The sequence below is a fragment of the Streptomyces sp. NBC_00400 genome (assembly GCF_036048035.1).
Taxonomy (GTDB): domain Bacteria; phylum Actinomycetota; class Actinomycetes; order Streptomycetales; family Streptomycetaceae; genus Streptomyces.
The window spans coordinates 3,754,580-3,776,670 of the sequence record NZ_CP107940.1 but is presented as its reverse complement, the minus strand read 5'-3'; the positions used below and the strand labels follow the sequence as shown (position 1 = coordinate 3,776,670).

The window sequence follows — 22,091 nt, the reverse complement described above, 5'->3', positions numbered from 1 at the left end:
AGAGAAAGAAGACGTTCCGTGTACGAAGGCGTGGTCCAGGACCTGATCGATGAGTTGGGCAGGCTGCCCGGCGTCGGTCCCAAGAGCGCGCAGCGGATCGCCTTCCACATTCTTCAGGCCGAGCCCACCGATGTCCGCCGGCTCGCGAACGCGCTGATGGAGGTCAAGGCGAAGGTCCGGTTCTGCGGCACCTGCGGCAATGTGGCGCAGGAGGAGCAGTGCCGGGTCTGCCTGGACCCGAGGCGTGATCCGGCGGTCATCTGCGTCGTGGAGGAGCCCAAGGACGTCGTGGCGATCGAGCGGACGCGTGAGTTCCGCGGTCGCTACCACGTCCTCGGCGGGGCGATCAGCCCGATCGAGGGCGTGGGACCCGACGACCTGCGGATCAGGGAACTGCTGGCCAGGCTCGCGGACGGCACCGTCACCGAGCTGATTCTGGCCACCGACCCGAATCTCGAGGGCGAGGCCACGGCCACGTATCTGGCCCGCATGATCAAACCCATGGGCCTGAGAGTGACGCGGCTGGCGAGCGGTCTGCCGGTCGGTGGCGATCTGGAGTACGCGGACGAGGTCACGCTGGGGCGGGCCTTCGAAGGGAGGAGACTTCTCGATGTCTGATGCCACGCTGCACAACGCGACACAGGACCCGGACGACTTCGCCGTATCGATCTCCGACTCGGTCGAGAGTTTCATCGTCGCGGTGACGGAGGTCGCCAAGGGCGACGAACCGGACAGCGCGGTGCCCTTCCTGCTCCTGGAGATCTCCCAGCTGCTGCTCACCGGCGGCCGTCTGGGCGCCCACGAGGACTTCGTGCCGGACGAACGGTACGAGCCGGACACCGGCCCGGAGCCGGACGTCGACGACCTGCGCGAGCGCTTCGCGACCCTGCTCGACCCGGTGGACGTCTACTCCGAGGTCTTCGACCCGTATGTGCCGCGTAGCGAGCCGGTCGCCAGCCGGATCTCCGACGACCTGGCCGACATCATCACCGACCTGCGGCACGGCCTGGCGCACTACCGGGCGGGCCGGGTCAGTGAGGCCCTGTGGTGGTGGCAGTTCTCCTACCTGTCCAACTGGGGCCCGACCGCCTCGGCCGCCCTGCGCGCGCTGCAGTCGCTGGTCGCCCACGTACGCCTCGACCAGCCGCTGGTCGAGCTGGACGGCCTGGACACCGACAGCAGCATCACCGGCGACGAGGAGCGGCTCGCCGAGGAGGCCGGAAAGGTCATGGTGGCGGAGATCGCGGGACCGCTGGGGCTGCGGGGGGTGTGAGCCGGGAGGCGGTTGCACCGGCCGCCTCACGGGCCGCTGCGCCGTAGCGCGCACGGCGCGCGCCGTGTCGCTCCGGAGCGCGTGAGGCGCCCGGGCCGTCCGCCCTGCGGGCCTCTTCGCCGTGGCCGGACCCTGTGACCTGGGTTACGTTTTCGTGTGTACTGCCCAGAAGCGGGCATGTGCTCGCCGAGCAGGTGCGACGGTGCGCCTTGTGGAGCCGCCTCGGGACGTGGAACTCACGGGACAGGTGATCACGGCCAAAATCCGTGATCAACCAGTGAGTCTCATGTCTCACGATGTGGTATCAGCAGGGCGGATTCCGCTTGCTCGTTAGACTGAGCCGACCGCAGTACCCCCATTTCCGGGGGTCCGGGAGGAAACTCCCGAAGAGACAGTTGCGAGGAGCGCACGTGGGCCTTGTCGTGCAGAAGTACGGCGGCTCATCCGTTGCGGATGCCGAGGGCATCAAGCGCGTTGCCAAGCGAGTCGTCGAAGCCAAGAAGAACGGCAACCAGGTTGTCGTGGTGGTTTCGGCGATGGGCGACACGACGGACGAGCTGATCGATCTCGCGCAGGAAGTGTCCCCGATTCCGTCGGGGCGCGAGTTCGACATGCTGCTGACCGCCGGAGAGCGGATCTCCATGGCTCTGCTGGCCATGGCGATCAAAAACCTCGGTCACGAGGCGCAGTCCTTCACCGGTAGCCAGGCCGGCGTCATCACCGATTCCGTGCACAACAAGGCACGGATCATCGACGTCACGCCGGGCCGCATCAAGACCTCCGTCGACGAGGGCAATATCGCCATCGTCGCCGGGTTCCAGGGTGTGTCCCAGGACAAGAAGGACATCACGACGCTGGGGCGCGGTGGGTCGGACACGACCGCCGTCGCGCTGGCGGCCGCCCTGGACGCCGATGTCTGTGAGATCTACACCGATGTGGACGGTGTCTTCACCGCCGACCCCCGGGTCGTGAAGAAGGCCCGGAAGATCGACTGGATCTCCTTCGAGGACATGCTGGAGCTGGCCAGCTCCGGATCCAAGGTGCTGCTGCACCGTTGCGTCGAGTACGCACGCCGTTACAACATCCCGATCCACGTCCGCTCCTCGTTCTCGGGGCTCAAGGGCACATGGGTCAGCAACGAACCGCAAGGGGACCAGCCGATGGAGCAGGCAATCATCTCGGGCGTCGCACATGACACCTCCGAGGCGAAGGTCACGGTCGTCGGAGTCCCGGACAAGCCGGGCGAGGCCGCGCGCATCTTCCGTGCGATTGCGGACTCCGAGGTCAACATCGACATGGTGGTGCAGAACGTCTCCGCCGCGTCGACCGGCCTGACCGACATCTCCTTCACGCTGCCCAAGGCCGAGGGCCGCAAGGCCGTCGCGGCCCTGGAGCGGACCCGTGCGGCGGTGGGCTTCGACTCGCTGCGTTACGACGACCAGATCGCCAAGATCTCGCTGGTCGGCGCGGGGATGAAGACCAACCCCGGCGTCACGGCGACGTTCTTCGAGGCGCTGTCGAACGCGGGCGTGAACATCGAGCTCATCTCGACCTCCGAGATCCGCATCTCGGTTGTCACCCGTGCCGATGACGTCAACGAGGCCGTACGGGCCGTGCACACCGCCTTCGGTCTCGACACCGACAGTGACGAGGCCGTGGTCTATGGCGGCACCGGCCGATGATTCCGGCCGAGGCGGGCCGTCCGTCCCTCGCCGATACGGCGTGGGCGGACGCCCGTAAGGCCGCCAAGCCGCATCTCGCCGTCGTCGGCGCCACCGGCGCCGTCGGCTCGGTCCTGCTCGGCATCCTGTCCGAGCGGGCCGACATCTGGGGCGAGATCCGGCTGATCGCTTCTCCCCGCTCGGCCGGCCGCAAGCTGACCGTGCGGGGCGAACAGGTCGAGGTCGTCGCGCTGAGCGAGGAAGCCTTCGACGGCATCGATGTCGCGATGTTCGACGTCCCCGACGAGGTCTCCGCGCAGTGGGCACCGGTCGCGGTGTCCAAGGGCGCGGTGGTCGTGGACAACTCCGGCGCGTTCCGGATGGACCCGGACGTGCCGCTGGTCGTGCCCGAGGTCAATGCGCACACGGCGCGGGTGCGTCCGCGCGGCATCATCGCCAACCCGAACTGCACGACGCTCTCGATGATCGTCGCGCTGGGGGCGCTGCATGCCGAGTACGGGTTGAGCGAGCTGATCGTCTCCTCGTACCAAGCCGTTTCCGGGACGGGCAAGGCCGGCGTCGACACCTTGCGCGCGCAGCTGTCCGCGGTGTCCGGTACGGAGCTGGGCACCGCGCCCGGCGATGTGCGCCGGGCCGTCGGGGACACGCTGGGGCCGTTCCCGGCGCCGATCGCCCTCAATGTCGTGCCCTGGGCCGGCACGCTCCAGGAGGACGGCTGGTCCTCCGAAGAACTCAAGATCCGTAACGAGTCCCGCAAGATCCTGGGACTGCCGGATCTGCCGGTCACCGCGACCTGCGTACGGGTGCCGGTGATCACCACCCACTCCCTGACCGTGCACGCCCGGTTCGAGAACGAGGTCTCGGTCGGCGGTGCGCACGAGATCCTGGCCGCCGCCCCCGGGGTCGTCCTCAGCGACGACCCGGCCGAGGACGAGTACCCGACCCCTGCCGATGTCGTCGGTACGGATCCGACCTGGGTCGGACGGGTGCGGCGCTCGATGGATGATCCGCGGGCGCTGGAGCTGTTCGTGTGCGGGGACAACCTGCGCAAGGGGGCTGCCCTGAACACGGCGCAGGTGGGGGAGCTGGTGGCGGGGGAGCTTCGGGGATAGAGGCGGGTGCCCCTGGGGGTGGTAGGGGCGGGTGCCCCTGGGCCCGCGGCTGTAGGTCCGGTCCCTTCCGGGTTCCGGTCCCTTCCGGGTTTCATTCCCTTACGGGTTTCGGCGGGATGCCGGTGCGGGCTCCGGCCGTGGTGTGGAGCCGAGTTGGCGGGATCGGACGTCGTGTGCCCACCGCCTGGGGGATACTTTGCGGAGCGTGTGAAGATTCTGTGAGCGGATTACTGGTCCGAACCTCTTGATCTGGGCTGACGGTCTGTTCGACCATTCGCTCCCCGCCAGACTGCAACCGGCAGTTGGGCGGGGAGCGTCTTTGCGGCCGCCCGCAGGGGTGGCCCGGGATGTCCGCGGGTCGCAGGGTGAGGCCCCGGTATCGGGGAATTCGCATCGGGCAATTAGGGCATTCAGGAAGAGCTGGTGCGCATGAGGGCATTTGATGCATCGTCGAAAGCGGTGCCTTGCGCGTACAACCCTTATAGGGGGAAGCGTGTCCAACAGGCGTGGCAGAGGTACTCGGATTCACCATCGCCCCGGCGGGGGCTGCGGGCGCAACGGTGCGCCCGCCGCGGCCCCTTGCGTCCGGGGGCATGCCAGTGATCGCTCCCTGGCCCACCACCACGCGTCCCGCGCAGATTCCTCCGCAGCGTGGGGACACTGACGACGCGATGGCAGCGGGCACCACAGTCGACCACCTCACCGAGACCTACCGCGCGCACTACCGCTCCCTGCTCGGTCTCGCCGCGCTGCTCCTGGACGACACCGCCTCCTGCGAAGACGTCGTCCAGGAAGCCTTCATCCGTGTGCACTCCGCGCGTGGACGCGTGCGCGAACCCGAGAAGACCCTCGCCTATCTCCGGCAGACGGTCGTCAACCTCTCGCGCTCCGCGCTGCGCCGCCGCATCCTCGGTCTCAAGCTGCTCTCCAAGCCGATGCCCGACATGGCGAGCGCCGAGGAAGGCGCCTACGACCTGCTGGAGCGGGACCAGTTGATCCAGGCGATGCGCGGTCTGCAGCGCCGGCAGCGCGAGGTGCTGGTGCTGCGCTACTTCGCCGATATGACCGAGGCGCAGGTGGCCCAGACGCTGGGCATATCGCTCGGTTCCGTCAAGGCCTACGGGTCGCGCGGCATCGCGGCGCTCCGCGTCGCGATGGAGGCTCCCGCATGAGTGGCACGACGCGCGGCCGGTGCGACCCGTTCGACTCGTGTGGCCCGTCCGGGGCGACCCGCCCGGGGTACCCGGCCACGTCGGGCCGGCCGCTCGACCCGGTACGTGAGCTGCGCGCGGGGCGCGAGGCGCAGGAGCATCCCGGAGGCGAACGGGGTGCCGGTCATCCGGGTGACGAGCCGGGTACGGGCCGCCGACAGGGCGAAACGGTCTGGCAGGGCGCGAAATCCGGCCAAAATTCCGGCAGCGGCGATGACATCGGTGTCGCGGCGCAGGCGTCTGCCGGTACGAAGCGAGTACCTGCCGGTACGGGCCAGGCACCTGCCGGTACGGACGGCCCGGCGATCCGCGCCGAGCAGGCCCCCGCCGGTACGGACGACGCAGCGGCCCGCGCCGGGGGAGCACCCGCGGGCACGGCGGAGGGCTCGCCGGGTGCCCTGGGCGGAACGGACGCCGGTGAGGGGCCCGGCAGCCATACGTACGGCAGCGACGACAGCGAGGAGCACACCGGCACCGCCTTCGGCGGCGGCGCGGGCGACGGCCACGGCCGCGGCCACCCCACCGGCGGTTTCGGCGGCTTCGGCGGCGAGGACGACCTGAGGCGGCTGCTGCAGTCCCGTGTAGGCGGCCTCGAACCCGCGCCCGACGCGCTGGAACAGCTGCGCCGCGCGGTGCCCGCCCGCCGTCAGCGGCGTCGGCATGTCGTCCTGGGCGCGGCCGCCGCGCTGCTCCTCGGCGGTACGTCCATCCCCGCCATGGTCCATGTGGTGAACCTCGCCGACGGCTCCGAGGAACGGGCCGCCAATGCGGCGAGCAACCAGCACGCCCAGGGCGGTACCGGCGGCACACACGGCGAAGGCACCGAGCAGGCCGGCCCGCGGCCGACCAGGGAGGGCGGCGAGACGCCGGGCGGCGGCGAGCCGCAGGGCGACGGCCAGGCCAAGGGGAAGAACGGCGCGGGCCCCGGCACGGGTGCCGGCACCCCCGGCCCGGACGAGACCATGGACGTCACCTCGCCGGTCTGCGGGCGTGACCAGCTCGGCAACGGCAGCAGCACGGTCGGTCCCGCGGACTCCACGGGCCGCATCTACGGCACATTCCGGGTGGTCAACACCTCCGGCGCCGCATGCTCCGTCGAGGGCGGCGGCACCGTCGGCCTGGTCGCACACGGCTCCACGAACCCTGACCACATCCATGTCGTCGACCACACCTCGGGTGATGAGGCCACCGGCCTTCCCGACCCGGCCACCACCCCTGACCAGCTGGTTCTCAAGCCGGGGGAGGCGTACGAGGTCAAGTTCGCCTGGATCCCGCAGTCCGGCGGCGGCACCACCGGATGCGTCCATCCCGGTCCCTCGCCCACCCCCGCCCCCTCCAAGGACCCGGGGCAGTCCCCGGACGCCGGGGCCACGGCGACGGGCGACGGCGGTGGTGGCAGCGGTGGCGGCCAGGCGGGCGGCGGCGAGGGATCCGGGGGCGGCAGCGCGTCCGGTGGAATCGTTCTCACTCATACGCCGGAGGCCGGCGAACCCTCCGCGGCCGACGCCAAGGTCACGGACGCCTGCGCCGGAACGGTGTACCGCACCGAGGCGCTGGCGGCCCCGTAGGGGGGCGACGGCAGGGGCATGGCCGGGAGGGGGCGGTGCGGCCCCGCCGCACGGGCCCCGTACCGTGGTGGTGTGTACCGGTTCCTGCTGACCCCGCGGTGGTGGGGAATCAATGTGTTCGCCCTACTGGCGATTCCGCTGTGCCTCTTCATGGGCAGCTGGCAGCTGAGCCGCTTCGAGGACCGCGTCAACACCCATCAGCAGCAGGAGGACCGCTCCGCCCGGGCCAAGACCGAGGCGGCCCGTCCGCTGGCCGGTCTGCTGCCCGTCGACACGGTCACCTCCGGACGGCAGGCCAGCGCCCGCGGGCACTACGACACCGGGCACCAACTGCTCGTACCCGACCGCACCTTGAAGGACAAGCACGGCCGGCAGCAGGGCTTCTACGTCCTCGATCTGCTGCGTACGGACGGCGGCAAGGCGCTGCCGGTCGTACGGGGCTGGCTGCCCGGCGACGCCGGTTCGAAGGCCGACACGGCCAAGGTGCCCGCGCCGCCCAAGGGCGAGGTGACGGTCACCGGCGCGCTGCAGGCCTCCGAGAACCAGGGCACCGACGGTGTGCAGGCCGGCGGCGGGCTGCCGCAGGGACAGCTCGGCATGATCAGCGCGGCATCGCTGGTCAACATCGTGCCGTACGAGGTCTACGACGCCTGGATCACCCTCACCGACACCCAGGCGCCGCTGCGCGCCGTCCCCCCGGCTGCCGCCGAGGGCAGCGGCCTGGACCTCAAGGCCTTCCAGAACCTCGGCTACACCGGCGAGTGGTTCGTCTTCGCCGGCTTTGTCGTCTTCATGTGGTTCCGGCTCTTCCGCCGCGACGCCGAAGCCGCCAAGGACGAGGCGCTGGGGATCGTGGCGGAGGAGGAGCCGGCGCCGGAGAGGGGCGCGGCTCAGGGCGAGGAGCGGGGCGCCGGCCAGGGTGCGGCGGTCCCGGCTCAGCGGGCCTGAAGCCAGCCGCCGGGCCCCTGCTACTGCGACCATGTTGCACCTGGTCAGAGGCCGTATCACGGCAGTAGCCGCAATCGGATCGGCGTGCCACGGTAGGCCATATGGCAGGCAAGAGTACCCACCCGCATGGTCATGATCACGCCCGTCGCCCCCAGCGCCCCCATCACGCCCACCACGCACAGGCCCACCACTCCGATCACTCCCACGACCCCCGCCCCTCCGATCACGGTCAACCCGGCCACCATGACCGTCAGGGCCACCATGGTCATCAAGACCACCACGGTTCCGGCCGTTGGTCACGGATCCGGCATCGGTTCGTCCACCTCGTCACCCCGCACAGCCATGACGCCATGGACAAGATCGACACCGCGATGGAGACCTCCCGCGAGGGCCTGCGCACGCTGTGGCTCTCGCTCGGCATCCTGGGTCTGACCAGCGCGGTCCAGCTGGTGGTCGTGGTGCTGTCGGGGTCGGTGGCACTGCTCGGCGACACCATCCACAACGCTGCCGACGCCCTGACCGCCGTTCCGCTGGGCATCGCCTTCGTCCTCGGGCGCCGGGCCGCGAACCGCCGCTACACCTACGGCTACGGCCGGGCCGAGGACCTTGCGGGTATCGCCATCGTGCTGACGATCGCCGCCTCCTCGGCGCTGGCCGCCTACGAGGCCGTGGACCGTCTGCTGAACCCCCGCGACATCACCCACCTGTGGGCGGTGGCAGCGGCCGCCGTGGTCGGGTTCATCGGCAACGAATGGGTGGCCCGCTACCGCATCCGTACCGGGCGCAAGATCGGGTCGGCCGCACTGGTGGCCGACGGCCTGCACGCCCGTACCGACGGCTTCACCTCCCTCGCCGTCCTCTTCGGCGCGGGCGGCGCGGCCCTCGGCTGGCGGGTGGCCGACCCGCTCATCGGCCTGCTGATCACCGCCGCCATCCTCATGGTGCTGCGCGACGCCGCCAGGGAGGTCTACCGGCGGCTGATGGACTGCGTCGACCCCGGACTCATCGACGCCGCCGAGACGGCTCTGCGCACCGTGGACGGCGTCCGCGGCATCGGCCAGGTCCGTATGCGCTGGATCGGCCATGCCCTGCGGGCCGAGGCCGATATCGTCGTGGACTCCCGTCTCACCGTGGTGCAGGCCCATGCCCTCGCCGTCGCCGCAGAACACGCCCTGATCCACGCCGTCCCCCGGCTCACCGCCGCGACCGTGCACACCGATCACACCAGCGAGGGCACCGATCCCCATGCGGCGCTGGTGCATCACGCCACTGCCTGACCGGGCCCCGCCCCCTCCCCTCCCCTCCCCTCCCCACCCCGCCCCGCCACCGACCTCCGGCCCTCGGCGGCATCTGCCACCAGAGGCACTTCGCACGGGAGGCAGATGTCACGGGGGCGCCCCCTCGGAGCCCGGGAGCTCCCCCGTGGGACGCCCCCGGTGCTTCTCGCCCCTTCCCGCCTCCCCTCCGCTTCCTCTCCCGTTCTAGTTCTTCTCGGTCACATACCGCTGGGCGAAGTCGAGCTCCAGGCGGACCTGCTTGATGCGCTCCTCCACGACCAGGGAGCCGTGGCCGGCGTCGTAGCGGTAGACCTCGTGCGGATGGCCTCGGTCCGCCAGCCGCTGGACGTAGTTCTCCACCTGCTGGATCGGGCAGCGCGGGTCGTTGACGCCCGCGGAGATGTAGACCGGTGCCCGCACCGCGTCCACATAGGTCAGCGGCGACGACGCCTCGAAGCGTTCCGGGACCTCCTCGGGGGTGCCGCCCAGCAGGGTCCGGTCCATCGCCTTGAGCGCTTCCATCTCGTCGTTGTACGCCGTGACGTAGTCCGCGACCGGGACCGCCGCCAGACCCACCGCCCAGGCTTCCGGCTGGGTGCCGAGTCCCAGCAGGGTCAGATAACCGCCCCATGAGCCGCCCGACAGCACCAGCCGCTCCGGATCCGCCAGGCCGGACGAGACCGCCCACTCGCGGACCGCGGCGATGTCCTCCAGCTCGATCAGCCCGACGCGATGCTTGAGCGCATCCGTCCAGGCCCGGCCGTAGCCGGTCGAGCCGCGGTAGTTGACGCGCACGACCGCGAAGCCGTGGTCCACCCAGGCCGCGGGGGACGAGGCGAAGGCGTCGCTGTCGTGCCAGGTCGGGCCGCCGTGAATGTCGAAGACCGTCGGGAAGGGGCCCTCACCGGCCGGCTGCTGCACCAGCGCATGGATCCGGCCCCCCGGTCCCTCCACCCACACGTCCCGCACGGGCACCGAACCGGGCGCCTTCCTGCCGGGCGGGTCCAGCACGACCTTGCCGCTCGTCGACCGCACCTCCGGGGGCTGTGCCGCCGACGACCACAGGAACTCCACCGTTCCGTCCGGCCGCGCCGTCGCACCCGAGACCGAGCCGGCCGGGGTCTCGACCCGCGTCAGCCGAGGACCGCCGGGCGCGGCAGCCGCGTCCGTGGCGCCGGCCGGAGCGCCGGTGCCGCCCGGCCGGCCCAGCTCGTAGCGCCACAGCTCGCTCCGTGCCTGGTACTCGTGCTCCACCAGCAGCGCCGACCCGTCGGGATACCAGTCGGCACCCACGTCGCCGGGCAGGTCTATCTCCAGGGCCGTTTCCGTCCCCGTCAGCGGATCCCAGATCATCGGCTCCCAGCGGCCCCGCCGCTGGTGCCCCACCAGCAGCCGGGCATCCCCGTCCACCGGCGCGAAACCCATCACCGACAGGCCCAGCTCCTCGGTCCCGCCCTTGGTGTCGTCCAACTCCGCGACCGTGGACCCGTCGGGCCGTACGAGGCGGATCGCGGAGTGCATCGCATCGCCGTGTTCGGTGTGCTCAAGGGCGATCAGCGAGCCGTCGTGCGAGAGATCGCCGACGCCCGCGGACTCGCGGTGCCGGTAGATCTCCACCGGTGCCGCACCCGGCCGTACGACGTGGACCGTCGAGCCCTCCTCGTCCGTGGAGCACCCGATGACCGCCGTGCCGTCCCGGCCGATCGCCAGCCCTCCCGGATACGAGGCGGCGAGCCCCGGGGTGGCCGGCTCATCCGGGCCGCCGGCGAACGGCTGCCGCATCCAGACGCCGAACTCGTCCCCGTCGGTGTCCGAGAACCACCAGATCCACTGGCCGTCCGGCGACAGCGTCCCGTCGGTCGTGCCGTTCGGCCGGTCCGTGACCTGCCGCCGGCTGCCGGTGGCCCGGTCCCAGGCGTACAGCTCGAAGGTGCCGGTGGCGTTCGAGACGAACAGGGAGCGGTCCGGGGCGTCCTCGGCCCAGTCCGGCAGTCCGATCCGCGGCGCACGGAAGCGCTTCTCCCAGTCCGGCATCGCGGCATCCGCAGCGCGGGTATCCGCCGGGCCCGCCGAGCCACCCGAGTCCTTCGTCGCACCGTCCGACACCGCTACCGGGTCGGCCGAGGCCGTCCCCGGCACGGCTGCGGGGTGGGTATCGGCCGTTGACGTATGTGAAGAGTGCGAAGGGTTCGGAGCGGTGGTGTGGCCTGGGTCTGCGGTCGTCTCGTCAGTCATGGGCCCATTCTGCGCCCGGCGCAGGAAATCCGTTGGCGAGGGCCACAAGCCTGTGGATAACTTCGCTGTATGCGAAGACACACCGGTCCCGACGACTGGTGGGAGGCCAATCGCGCGATGTGGGACGAGCGCGTCGCCATCCACACCGTGAGCGATTTTTACGACCAGGACGGATTTCGCAGGGCGCGCGACGTGCTCCGTGATTTCGAGGTTGCGGAGGTAGGGGACGTCACCGGGCGGTCCCTCCTTCACCTCCAGTGCCATTTCGGCCAGGACACCCTCTCCTGGGCCCATCGCGGTGCGGCCCGGGTCGTCGGCCTGGACTTCTCCGAACCCGCCATCGACACCGCCCGAGAGCTGGCCGCCGAACTCGGCTACGGCCCGGACCGCGCCGCGTTCGTCGCCGCCGACGTCTATGACGCCGCCGAAGCCGTCCCCGACACCGCGTACGACATCGTCTACACCGGCATCGGCGCCCTGAACTGGCTCCCGGACCTGGAGCGCTGGGCCGACACCGCCGCCTCCCTGGTCGCTCCCGGCGGCTTCCTCTACCTGGCCGAGTTCCACCCGCTGTGCGACGCCCTGGACGACGAGACCGGCTCGCGCCTCGTCCACGACTACTTCAGCCGCGATGCATGGGTGGACGAGACCCCCGGTACGTACACGGATTTCGGCGCACCGACGGTCAACAACCGCAGCGTCGAGTGGCAGCACCCGCTCGGCGATGTCGTCTCGGCCCTGGCCGGCGCCGGCCTGCGCATCAACTTCCTGCACGAACACGACATGACGATGTTCCGGCGCTTCGCCGCACTGCGACGAGACGACGACGGCTATCACCGGTTCCCCGGAGACCGGCCTCGCGTCCCCCTCATGTACTCACTGAAGGCGAGTCGTACTCACTGAGGCGAGTCGTACTCGCTGAAGCCGGCCGTACTCGCGGAAAGCACGTCCTGCTCGCCGAAGGCAGCCGTGCCCGCGGTGAAGGCGGGCCGTATCCGCTGACGGCCCCGGCCCCCGCGGCAGGCCGTCCGAACGGCCTGCCGCGAGAGTGGTGCTCACCCCAACCGCACCGGCAGCGCGTTCAGCCGCCAGTTGCCCGGCAGGGGTATCCGCTCCAGGCGTTCCGGTGCGATGCCCAGCGACATCTTCGGGTAGTGCGCGAGCAGTTTGCCGAAGGCGACTTCGCCCTCCTGCTTGGCGAGTGTGGCGCCCAGGCAGTAGTGCGCTCCGTGGCCGAAACCCACATGGTTCTCCGCATGTCCCGCGGGGTGGCGGGTCAGGTCGAGGCGGTCGGGGTCGGTGTAGTGGCGGGGGTCGAAGTTCGCCGACACCAGGATGAGTTGGACGGCGTCTCCCCGGCGGATCGTGGTGCCGGCCAGGTCGACGTCGGTGGTGGCGTAACGCAGCTGGGTCATCTGCACCGGCCCGCACCAGCGCATCAGCTCGTGGACGGCACGGGGGAGCAGGGCCGGGTCGTCCTGGAGCAGGCGCAGCTGGTCGGGGTGGGTGAGCAGCGCAGCCGTGCCGTTGCTGATGAGGTGAGCGGTGGTCTCGTGACCGGCGAGGACGAGCGTGAGGATCATGGTGACCATCTCGACGTCGCTGAGCCGGCCGCCGTCGTCGTCATGAGTACGGATCAGCTCGCTGAGCAGATCGTCGGTGAGCGCGCCGCGCCGCTCCCGGACCATCTGGTGGATGTGCTCGATCATCGGCGGGAACGAGGTGCCGAGCCGGTCCGGATCCATCGAGACGAGGTCGGCACCCCACTTCCGCCACTGCGGGCGGTCCGCTTCGGGTATGCCGACCAGTTCGCAGATGACGGTGATCGGCAGCGGGTAGGCGAAGTGCTGGATGAGATCGACGACGCCGTCCTCGGCGTGCTCGGGCAGCCGGGCCAGCAGCGCGTCGGTGATCTGCTCGACCCGCGGCCGCAGGTCGGTGATCTTGCGGGCCGTGAAGGCCCGCGACACCAGGCGGCGCAGCCGGGTGTGATCGGGGGCGTCGTAATTGAGAATCGATCCGAGCAGGTAGGGGCGGAGATGCTCGGGGAGGCCCAGCATGTCCATCAGCCTGGTCAGCGGGTTGTCCTCGGCCGCGTGGCCCAGGGAGGGCGCCGCCGGGTTGTTCACGAACCGCTGGTCGCGCAGGACTTGGCGGACCTCCTCGAACCGCGTCACCAACCAGACCGGTGAGTCGTCCATGAAGCGGCCGCGTACGACCGGGCCCTGCTCGCGCAGCGCGCCGTAGCCGGCGAACGGGTCGGTGAGCAGCGCCGGGTCCATCACGTTCGGCTCGCCCGGGTGTTTCCCGACGTGTGCAGCGAACGGTGAGGTGGGTAATGCCGACATCTTTCGTTCTCCTCCGGGTCGGGAGTCGGGTCGGGAGTCGGGCTGGGAGTCGGGCTGGGAGTCGGGTTCGGAGTCGGTCTGGGAGTCGGTCTCGGCGTCGGCCGCGCCGCCGTGGCAGCCGGACCGGCCGGACCGGTCGGACCGGCCGGACCGGTCGGACCGGCCGGACCGGTCGGACCGGCCGGACCGGTCGGATCAGCCGGACCGGTCGGATCTGCCGGTTCAGTCGCGTACCTGCCGGCGGATCTCGCGCAGGGTGAGTTCCCCGAACTGTTCGTAGAGCGCGATGATCTCCGGCGCCGCTGCGGCGGCGGCCTTCTGTCCGCCGGGGGTCTCCAGCGCGCCGCGGACCGTTCGGGCGAGTATGTCGGCGCGTACCTCCGGGGCGGCCGGGGCCCGGCCGGCGAGCAGGGCCTCGCCCGTGAAGAAGCCGGTGGCCATGGCCATCAGGGCGTACTGCTGGTGGTGCACCTCGAGGTCGTCGTGCACCAGGCCGTACCCGCGCAGCACTTCGAGATGGCGGCACAGCATCCGGTCGCCTTCGGCTATCAGCTCGGTGAGTTCCTTCTTCGCCGTGTCGTTGAGCCGGCCGAGGACGTCGGCGTCGTCGGTGTATACGGCCCGCAGCACCGGGTCATTCAGGAAGTCGCAGAAGAGTCCGCGCAGCATCCGGCTCGGCAGGATCTCCAGCGGATCGGCGCGCATGCGCGCCACCTGCCGGTGATGGTTGCGGAATTGGCTCCGCAGGACGACTGCCAGGAACAGCGCGTCCTTGGTCTTCCAGTGGAGGTAGACCGTGCCCTTGCCGACCTTGGCGCGCCGGGCGATCTCGTCGATCGTCAGGCGCTCGTAGCCCCAGGCGAGCAGCAGTTCTCCGGCCACCTCAAGGATGCGCTCACTGCGCTCCACCCGGTCCACCGTCAGTCCCCCTCTGACTCCGTGACCAGATTTCATATCTGGTCACGGAGTCAACGCTAGATCCGTCGGAACGGTGGGATAAGGGCTATTCCGGCCAGGAGTTGGCCGGACGGGCCTTCGTGTCCGAGCCGGGGTGAGCCGGCGTCAGGTGTTAGAACACTCTCAAAACGGGGTGGCTCGACGCTGTGAGGCGAAGTGCGCCAGGCCGCGCGAGGTGTGCCCGAGACCGGCCGTGACCTGGCCATATGCGCGCGGGATGCGGGAGTGTGGGCGGTGGGGCGCGGCCCTGTCAAGGTGACGAGAGATGTTCGAAGTTCTCCACTGCTGAGGGTAACTGGTGAGTACACTCGCCGACCATGTGTGAGGCCAGCGGGAACACAAAACGGCAAAATATACCCGTTTCTCAGCCATGTGCCGACGCTTCGGACTGGCAGGGAAAGGCTGTGCGGAACCCGGCCGCCGCTGGCGGATGCGCTCCCCTGCGGGCGTTCGCCGCCGGCGACGGGCGGGTTCCGACCGGGCGAGTGGCCCTGACGGGCAGAGCGGCCAAGACCTCGGCCTCCGAGGGCCTCGCGCCGTTTGCCCTCCCCGTCAAGGCGGCCGCCCCGACGGTCACCGCCGGCACCCGCAGCGCCTGCACTACCCCCACATCCCCCACCCCCACACCCCCCATGACCCCCACATTGCGCATCACCCCCCACATTCCCCCACACCCCCATACCTCCACGCTTCCCAACACCCCCACGCTCCCCAACACCCCCACCACCGCCCCGGTCTCAAGACACCCCACCCCGGCCGCGCCCGATACCGTTCCGGTCGCGACGTGAGGGGCCGGAGCAAGCGGGGCAGGCATGCCCAGTCCCGTGACCCGCGGGGCCATTGGCTGCTGCTGAGCCTTGTGCTGCCCCTGGTGTTCGGTGCCCTGTTCTTCGAGGGCTGGACCACCCATGAGGTGGATGCCGCCAAGGTCCGCAGCGACTGCACCCAGCCCGTGCCGCCGGCGGTGGAGAAGGGCGGCCCGGTGGTGGATCTTCGCGGCGGCGCCGTGAAGACCGCCGGGATGCCGGCCCGTACGGTGGCGCTCACCTACGACGGCGGACCCGACCCGGTGTGGACGCCGCGGCTGCTCGATCTGCTGCGCAAGCACCATGTCCACGCCACCTTCTTCCTGTACGGCGCCCAGGCCGCCCAACACCCGGCCCTGGTACGGCGGATCAGGGACGAGGGCCATGAGATCGGCTCGAACACCTACACCGGCGCGGTCATGGGCGAGGCCTCGCCCCTGCGTGCCCGGATGGAGCTCTCGCTCACGCAGAAGGCGCTGGCCGGCACGGCGGGCATCCACACCAGGCTGCTGCGGCTGCCGCAGACCACCTCGGCGGACACCATGTGCGGCGCGGAGTGGAAGGCCGCCAAGAAGGCCGGCGCGGAGGGCTACACACTGGTCGCCGCCGACCGGTGGTACCGCAAGCCGTCGCAGGGCCTCATCCGGCAGTTCAGTCAGAACGACACCGCCTACAAGGACACCGAGCGGCTGCTCGCCAACCGGAACGTCGGCAGGTTCACCACCGTGACGGCCGGGGCCAAGCTGCCCCCGGCCGAGAAGACGGTCTCCGGCACCGAACAAGGGCTGGGCACGGCCCTGGTCTGGGTCAAGGTCGCCGGCTACACCTTCGTGCACGGCATGACCTGGGTGCTGGGCATCGCCGGCACCCTGGGTGTGCTGCGGCTGGCGTCCCTCGTCGTCTTCGCCCGGACGCACGTCCGGCGGCTGACCCGCTTCCGTCCCGGCTCCCCGTGGCTACGGGAGATCACCGATCCGGTGACGGTGCTCGTGCCCGCCTACAACGAAGAGGCGGGCATCGAGTCCACCGTCCGTTCGCTGCTCGCCTCCGCCTACGTGCAGCTGCAGATCATCGTGATCGACGACGGGTCGACGGACGACACGGCGGAGATCGCCGTCCGGATCGGAGATCCCCGTGTGGAGGTGATCCGCCAGTACAACGCGGGCAAGGCGGCAGCCCTCAACACCGGCCTGGCGCATGCCCGGTACGAGATCGTGGTCATGGTCGACGCCGACACGGTCTTCGAACCGGATGCCGTCTACCGGCTGATCCAGCCGCTCGCGCACCCGGCGGTGGGTGCGGTCAGCGGCAACACCAAGGTCGGCAACCGCAGCCGGCTGCTGGGCCAGTGGCAGCACCTGGAGTACGTCTTCGGGTTCAACCTCGACCGGCGGATGTTCGAGGTGCTGGAGTGCATGCCGACGGTCCCCGGCGCCATCGGGGCCTTCCGCCGGGATGCGCTGATGGGCGTCGGCGGCGTCAGCGAGGACACCCTCGCCGAGGACACCGATCTGACGATGGCCCTGTGGCAGGCGGGCTGGCGGGTGGTCTACGAGGAGTCCGCGATCGCCTGGACCGAGGTGCCCAGCTCGCTGCGGCAGCTGTGGCGGCAGCGCTACCGCTGGTGCTACGGCACGATCCAGGCGATGTGGAAGCACCGCCGGGCCGTCATCGAAGTGGGCCCGTCGGGGCGGTTCGGACGGCGCGGGCTGAGCTACCTCGCGCTCTTCCAGGTCGCCCTGCCGCTGCTCGCGCCGGTCGTCGACGTCTTCGCGCTGTACGCGGCGCTGTTCCGCGGCCCGGTGCTCGCGGCCACCGTGTGGTTCGGCTTCCTCGGACTCCAACTGGCCTGTTGCGCCTATGCGTTGAAGCTCGACCGGGAACCGGTGAAGTCGCTGTGGGCGATGCCGTTCCAGCTCTTCGTCTACCGGCAGCTGATGTATCTGGTGGTCATCCAGTCCGTGGTGGCCTTCCTGCTCGGCACCCGCCTGAAGTGGCAGCGCATGCACCGCTCCGGCACCGCGGACCAGCAGATCGGCCAAACGGTCGCGTACGAGGGCCTGACGTCGAGATGACCCCGTAACGGGCCCTGGGGGGCGTCCGTACGGCCATGTGCCGTGCGGACGCCCCGGGCGCCGGCCAACAGCCGGCCCCCCGGCCCGGTCCCGCACCCTCCCGCTCGCTTGTGCAGATCCGGGCCCTCTTTGGTGAAGAGGACATGACATTGGAGACTTCCGCGCATGACTGACTGGCTGGACAGGCCGCCCGAAACCTGGCGCGGTGGCGAAACGGAGACGACGTACCCCGGCCCCGGGCAGGTGTGGCTCCCGGAGGAGCACCCGCCCCAGACGTACCCGCCCCAGGGGTCTCCGCCCGAGATGTACCCGCCCCAGGGGTCTCCGCCCCAGACGTACCCGCCCCAGGGGTCTCCGCCCGAGATGTACCCGCCCCAGGGGCCTCCGCCCCAGACGTACCCGCCCCAGGGGTCTCCGCCCGAGATGTACCCGCCCCAGGGGCCTCCGTCCCAGACGTACCCGCCCCTGGGGCCTCCGCCCGAGATGTACCCGCCCCAGGAGCTTCCGCCCCAGACGCACCCGTCTCAGGGGCCTCCGCCTCAGATGCACTGGCCCCGGATGGACCCGGAAGGGCCCATGAACAGCCCGCTGCCCGGCGTCCGGGCGCCCGCACCGGCGCCGGCGCCCCCGGTCCGGTCCGACGCACCCGGCGGGAACGACGGGCGTGCGGTCCGGCCCGGCCGCGTGGGCCCCGGCGCCGGGCGCGCGGGCCCCGAAGCCGGGCATGCGGGCCGCGGCCGGCGCGCCGCCCGCAGTTCCCCGCGCCGCCGCCGGATCAGGCGGACGGCGATCCTGTTGGTGACCGTGCTGCTCTCGGGCTCCCTCGGCACCTACGTCTGGGCCGACACCCAGCTCAACCGCGAGGTCGACCTGGACAAGATCGCGGACCGGATGCCGCAGGGCCGGGGGACCAACTACCTGATCGTGGGCTCCGACAGCCGGGTGGGCCTCTCCGACCGGGCCAAGAAGGACCTGCACACCGGCGGTTCGGCTGATGCGGGCCGCCGTACCGACTCGATGATCCTGCTGCACACCGGTGCCCACGGCACCACGATGGTGAGCCTGCCGCGCGACTCGTGGGTGACCATCCCGCCGTACATCCGGCCCGACACCGGCAAGCACTACCCCGCGGCGAAGAACAAGCTCAACGCGGCGTTCTCGTTCGGCGGCCCCGATCTGCTCGTCCGGACCATCGAGCAGAACACGGGCATGCACGTCGACCACTACACGGAGATCGGGTTCGCCGGCTTCGTGGGCATCGTCAACGCCATCGGCGGCGTCCCGATCTGCCTGGACAAGGCCGTCAAGGACAAGAAGTCGGGCGCGAACCTCACGAAGGGCTGCCAGACCCTGGACGGCCGTACGGCACTGGCCTTCGTCCGCCAGCGCCACCAGGAGGCCCAGGGCGACCTCGGCCGGAGCCAGAACCAGCAGAAGTTCCTGGCCGCCCTCGCCCGCAAGGCCGCCACGCCCGGCATCCTGCTCGACCCGGCCAAGGTCTACCCGACCATGAGCGCGGGCCTCGGCACGCTCATCGTCGACAAGGACACCGGCCTGACTAACCTCACCTCGCTGTTCAAGGCGATGAAGGGTGTCACGGCGGGCGACGGCAAGCGGCTCAACGTCCCCGTGTCGAACCTCAACCTCCGCACCCCCAAGGGCAGCGCCGTGCAGTGGAACGAGGCGAAGGCGAAGGAGCTCTTCACCGAGCTGAACGACGACCGTCCGGTGACGGTCGGGGAGAAGGGCTGAGCCGCTGCGAACGGGTCTTCGGCCGGTCGGCCCCGCGGGCGCTCCCGCCCGGGGCGCCGGCCCGCCGAAGGCCCGTTCGCAGCGCGGCTAGCGGAACAGGCCCAGCGCGCTGTCGAGCGACCAGCACTGCCAGCTCATGGCGAGCAGCCCCGTGAGCGAGACCAGGGCCATCATCAGGTTCTGCCCCTGCTCCGCCCAGTCGTGGATCATCAGCACGAGGTAGATCAGGTTGAGCACCGCTCCGCAGACCAGGGCCATCGGCGTCAGGAAGCCCGCGACGAGCCCGAGGCCGAGGGCCAGTTCCGCGTAGGCGACGAGGTACGCCATCGGCTGGGGGCGGGGCTTCACCCAGCGGTCGAAGCCCGTACGGACCGCGGACCACCGGTGCTTGGCCGCGATGCCGGCCGCCCAGGTGATGCCGCCGCCGGTGAACCAGGTCTTCTTGTCCTTGTGGCGCCAGCTCTCCAGCCACCACAGCCCGAGGCCGATACGGAGGACGGCGAACCACTCGGCACCGCTGAGCCAGATCGTCTGCATGCTGTCCCCTCGCTGCTCATCCAGTGAACTGACGGTGTGTCAGTTCAGCGGACCTCGCGCTGTCGCGCAAGGGGTGGAGTTTGCGGCCTCGCCTTGTCGTCGCACGGGGGAGCCCATAACCTCGAAACTGATGGGTCGTCAGATACCGGTCCGGCGTGACCCACCGGCGGGCAGTTGGGGGTACAGCGTGAGCAGCAACGAGAGCGGCACGGCGGAGCTTCCCAGGATCATCAGCGTGGACGATCACGTGATCGAGCCCGCGCACCTCTTCGAGACCTGGCTTCCGAAGAAGTACCAGGACAGGGGGCCGAAACCCTTCACCGCCGGTATCGGCGGGCTGGAGTACGTCGGCGGGAAGTACCGGTTCACCACGGACCCGGAGGGCCAGCTCACCGACTGGTGGGAGTACGAGGGCCTGATCTTCCCGTACAAGCGCATCATCGCCGCCGTGGGATTCTCCCGCGACGAGATGACGCTGGACGGGATCACCCGGGAGCAGATGCGGCGCGGGTGCTGGGACCCGAAGGCACGGCTGGCGGACATGGACGTCAATCATGTCGAGGCGTCGCTCTGCTTCCCGACGTTCCCGCGCTTTTGCGGGCAGACCTTCGCCGAGGCCGGGGACAAGGAGGTCGGGCTCGCGTGCGTCCGGGCATACAACGACTGGATGGTGGAGGAATGGTGCGGGGACAGCGGCGGGCGGCTGATTCCGCTGTGCCTGATCCCGTTGTGGGACGTCGAGCTGGCCGTCGCCGAGATCCGGCGCAACGCCGCCCGCGGGGTGCGGGCGGTGACCTTCAGCGAGATTCCCACCTACCTGGGGCTGCCGTCCATCCACTCCGGTTACTGGGACCCGTTCTTCGCCGCGTGCGAGGAGACCGGGACCGTCGTGAACATGCACATCGGCTCGTCGTCGCAGATGCCGGCCGCCTCACCGGACGCACCGCCCGCCGTGCAGGCCTCCCTCAGCTTCAACAACGCGATGGCCTCGATGATGGACTTCCTGTTCAGCGGCGTCCTCGTGAAGTTCCCCCGGCTGAAGCTGGCGTACAGCGAGGGCCAGATGGGGTGGATCCCCTACGCCCTGGAGCGTGCCGATGACGTCTGGGAGGAGCACCGGGCGTGGGGCGGGGTCAAGGATCTGATCCCCGAGCCGCCGTCGTCGTACTACTACCGGCAGATCTTCTGCTGTTTCTTCCGCGACCGGCACGGCATCGAGGCGATCGAGACGGTGGGGGTCGACAACGCGACCTTCGAGACCGACTACCCGCACGTCGACTCGACCTGGCCGCATACGAAGGAGGTGGCCGCCGAGCACGTGGCGGGGCTGCCGGCGGAGGTGACGTACAAGATCCTCCGGGGGAACGCCATCCGCATGCTGGACCTCGCGTTCGACCGGGACTGACGGAAAGGTGGTCCTGGCCGGCTCGGGGCCGCCGCCGGGAAGGCCGGTCGTCACTCACCACCTTTCCAGCGGCGTGACGAACAGCATTTCCGTGCGGTCACCGGGCAGGACGACGTCGGCGACGCCCACGATCCGGTCATTGACGTCGATCGAGGTCTTCCGGAGGACGAGCACCGACGTCCCGGGCGGCAGTTCCAGCTCGGCCGCCTCTTCGGGGGCCGGCGGGCGGGCGGTGACGCGTTCCTCGATGCGGCCCAGCTCGATGCCGAGGGTATAGAGCTGGGCCTGTGACCCGCCTGGCCAGGGCTCCTTGGTCTCGTCCAGAAGGTCGGGGTTCTTCGCGATGATGTCGCGGACGAGGTACGAGGTCATCAGGCTGAAGGGCGCGCTCTCGGCCGCGTACCGCGTTCTGTAGCGGCGTTCGAGGAGCGCAGTGCCTTCCGGAAGGGCGAAGGCCCGCGCCAGGGCCTCGTCCGCCTCGGTCTCGCGGTACGACGCGTGGAACACCAGGTCGTCGACGTGCAGACCGGTGTCCCGCTCGGTGGCGCCGGTCCGGGCCCGTTCCTCCAGCGGCCCGCGGGCCCGGCTCTTCTCCCACTGGTGGCTGAGGTTCGTGCGCACGGCAACGGTGCGTGGGCGCCGGACGACATTGCCGCGCCCGTGCCGGTTCTCGATGAGGCCTTCGTCGCACAGGAACCGGAGAGCGACCCGGACGGCCGGCACGCTCCGCCCGAACTCCTCGGCGAGCTCCGCCTCCGGGGGCAGCAGGTCGCCGGGCTTCCACCGGCCCGCCCGGACGGCCTGCCGGAGCTGGCCCGCGATCCGCTCGTACGCCACTGCCATGCCTGCTCACCGTTCCGTCGCTCGGCGCCCGGCCGGGCCGACCGTCCCGACGGCGCCACTTT

General features: G+C 70.4%; 17 protein-coding genes. 12 read left to right on the top strand and 5 right to left on the bottom strand.

All coding sequences use genetic code 11. The features are described from left to right. Positions 1 to 18: 18 nt before the first annotated feature. The 8 genes from recR to OHS81_RS16240 all read left to right on the top strand — a co-directional run bounded on the left by recR (position 19) and on the right by OHS81_RS16240 (position 9,071). Positions 19 to 618, top strand: coding sequence for a recombination mediator RecR (gene recR, locus OHS81_RS16275; protein WP_018089931.1), 600 nt, complete (start codon positions 19 to 21; stop codon positions 616 to 618). After that, positions 611 to 1,273 carry a DUF5063 domain-containing protein gene (locus OHS81_RS16270; RefSeq protein WP_328385481.1) on the top strand — a complete coding sequence of 221 codons (663 nt, stop codon included), beginning with the start codon at positions 611 to 613 and terminating at the stop codon, positions 1,271 to 1,273. The genes recR and OHS81_RS16270 overlap by 8 nt, the downstream gene beginning before the upstream one ends. 410 nt (positions 1,274 to 1,683) lie before the next feature. Beyond that, entirely contained in the window at positions 1,684 to 2,955 is a 1,272-nt protein-coding gene (locus tag OHS81_RS16265; protein WP_088799022.1) for an aspartate kinase, read from the top strand. Beyond that, positions 2,952 to 4,067: an aspartate-semialdehyde dehydrogenase gene (locus OHS81_RS16260; RefSeq protein ID WP_328385480.1), complete on the top strand. Its 1,116-nt coding sequence runs from the start codon at positions 2,952 to 2,954 to the stop codon at positions 4,065 to 4,067. Before OHS81_RS16265 ends, OHS81_RS16260 begins: the two co-directional genes overlap by 4 nt. A 506-nt stretch (positions 4,068 to 4,573) precedes the next feature. Beyond that, positions 4,574 to 5,239: a SigE family RNA polymerase sigma factor gene (locus tag OHS81_RS16255; protein WP_311624809.1), complete on the top strand. Its 666-nt coding sequence runs from the start codon at positions 4,574 to 4,576 to the stop codon at positions 5,237 to 5,239. Continuing rightward, positions 5,236 to 6,846, top strand: coding sequence for a hypothetical protein (locus tag OHS81_RS16250; RefSeq protein WP_328385479.1), 1,611 nt, complete (start codon positions 5,236 to 5,238; stop codon positions 6,844 to 6,846). Before OHS81_RS16255 ends, OHS81_RS16250 begins: the two co-directional genes overlap by 4 nt. Positions 6,847 to 6,918: 72 nt before the next feature. Beyond that, complete coding sequence (locus OHS81_RS16245; RefSeq protein ID WP_328385478.1) at positions 6,919 to 7,794, top strand: SURF1 family protein; 876 nt, start codon at positions 6,919 to 6,921, stop codon at positions 7,792 to 7,794. Between the two features lie 101 nt (positions 7,795 to 7,895). Further along, entirely contained in the window at positions 7,896 to 9,071 is a 1,176-nt protein-coding gene (locus OHS81_RS16240; RefSeq protein WP_328385477.1) for a cation diffusion facilitator family transporter, read from the top strand. Between the two features lie 204 nt (positions 9,072 to 9,275). Here the strand turns inward: OHS81_RS16240 and OHS81_RS16235 are convergent, their stop codons facing one another. After that, positions 9,276 to 11,105, bottom strand: coding sequence for a S9 family peptidase (locus tag OHS81_RS16235; RefSeq protein ID WP_328391199.1), 1,830 nt, complete (start codon positions 11,103 to 11,105; stop codon positions 9,276 to 9,278). Positions 11,106 to 11,375: 270 nt separating this feature from the next. Here OHS81_RS16235 and OHS81_RS16230 point away from each other — a divergent pair, with 270 nt between their 5' ends. After that, a complete protein-coding gene (locus OHS81_RS16230; RefSeq protein ID WP_328385476.1) occupies positions 11,376 to 12,209 on the top strand; it encodes a class I SAM-dependent methyltransferase in 834 nt (277 codons plus the stop codon). A gap of 152 nt (positions 12,210 to 12,361) precedes the next feature. Here OHS81_RS16230 and OHS81_RS16225 read toward each other — a convergent pair whose 3' ends face one another. Then, positions 12,362 to 13,654 (bottom strand): cytochrome P450 family protein, encoded by a 1,293-nt coding sequence (locus OHS81_RS16225; protein ID WP_328385475.1) that lies wholly within the window; start codon positions 13,652 to 13,654, stop codon positions 12,362 to 12,364. Between the two features lie 222 nt (positions 13,655 to 13,876). After that, entirely contained in the window at positions 13,877 to 14,563 is a 687-nt protein-coding gene (locus OHS81_RS16220; RefSeq protein ID WP_328385473.1) for a TetR/AcrR family transcriptional regulator, read from the bottom strand. A gap of 832 nt (positions 14,564 to 15,395) precedes the next feature. Between OHS81_RS16220 and OHS81_RS16215 the strand changes: the two genes are divergently transcribed. Further along, a complete protein-coding gene (locus OHS81_RS16215) occupies positions 15,396 to 17,492 on the top strand; it encodes a bifunctional polysaccharide deacetylase/glycosyltransferase family 2 protein (RefSeq protein ID WP_328385472.1) in 2,097 nt (698 codons plus the stop codon). Positions 17,493 to 18,068: 576 nt separating this feature from the next. Continuing rightward, a complete protein-coding gene (locus tag OHS81_RS16210; protein WP_328385470.1) occupies positions 18,069 to 19,244 on the top strand; it encodes an LCP family protein in 1,176 nt (391 codons plus the stop codon). 87 nt (positions 19,245 to 19,331) lie between these two features. Here the strand turns inward: OHS81_RS16210 and OHS81_RS16205 are convergent, their stop codons facing one another. After that, the gene (locus OHS81_RS16205; RefSeq protein ID WP_328385469.1) at positions 19,332 to 19,781 is read right to left on the bottom strand and encodes a DoxX family membrane protein; all 450 of its coding nucleotides are present in this window, start codon (positions 19,779 to 19,781) and stop codon (positions 19,332 to 19,334) included. 187 nt (positions 19,782 to 19,968) lie between these two features. Here OHS81_RS16205 and OHS81_RS16200 point away from each other — a divergent pair, with 187 nt between their 5' ends. After that, positions 19,969 to 21,186, top strand: a complete 1,218-nt coding sequence (locus tag OHS81_RS16200; RefSeq protein ID WP_328385468.1) for an amidohydrolase family protein — start codon at positions 19,969 to 19,971, stop codon at positions 21,184 to 21,186. Positions 21,187 to 21,240: 54 nt separating this feature from the next. Here the strand turns inward: OHS81_RS16200 and OHS81_RS16195 are convergent, their stop codons facing one another. Next, positions 21,241 to 22,029, bottom strand: coding sequence for a GntR family transcriptional regulator (locus tag OHS81_RS16195; protein ID WP_328385467.1), 789 nt, complete (start codon positions 22,027 to 22,029; stop codon positions 21,241 to 21,243). Positions 22,030 to 22,091 lie beyond the last annotated feature (62 nt).

Bases quoted from the DNA above. Each gene is read 5' to 3' on its own strand.
- OHS81_RS16270 (WP_328385481.1), top strand. From the start codon at position 611: ATGTCTGATGCCACGCTGCACAACGCGACACAGGACCCGGACGACTTC.
- OHS81_RS16260 (WP_328385480.1), top strand. From the start codon at position 2,952: ATGATTCCGGCCGAGGCGGGCCGTCCGTCCCTCGCCGATACGGCGTGG.
- OHS81_RS16250 (WP_328385479.1), top strand. From the start codon at position 5,236: ATGAGTGGCACGACGCGCGGCCGGTGCGACCCGTTCGACTCGTGTGGC.
- OHS81_RS16240 (WP_328385477.1), top strand. From the start codon at position 7,896: ATGGCAGGCAAGAGTACCCACCCGCATGGTCATGATCACGCCCGTCGC.
- OHS81_RS16235 (WP_328391199.1), bottom strand. From the start codon at position 11,105: ATGCCGGACTGGGAGAAGCGCTTCCGTGCGCCGCGGATCGGACTGCCG.
- OHS81_RS16230 (WP_328385476.1), top strand. From the start codon at position 11,376: ATGCGAAGACACACCGGTCCCGACGACTGGTGGGAGGCCAATCGCGCG.
- OHS81_RS16225 (WP_328385475.1), bottom strand. From the start codon at position 13,654: ATGTCGGCATTACCCACCTCACCGTTCGCTGCACACGTCGGGAAACAC.
- OHS81_RS16210 (WP_328385470.1), top strand. From the start codon at position 18,069: ATGAACAGCCCGCTGCCCGGCGTCCGGGCGCCCGCACCGGCGCCGGCG.
- OHS81_RS16205 (WP_328385469.1), bottom strand. From the start codon at position 19,781: ATGCAGACGATCTGGCTCAGCGGTGCCGAGTGGTTCGCCGTCCTCCGT.
- OHS81_RS16195 (WP_328385467.1), bottom strand. From the start codon at position 22,029: ATGGCAGTGGCGTACGAGCGGATCGCGGGCCAGCTCCGGCAGGCCGTC.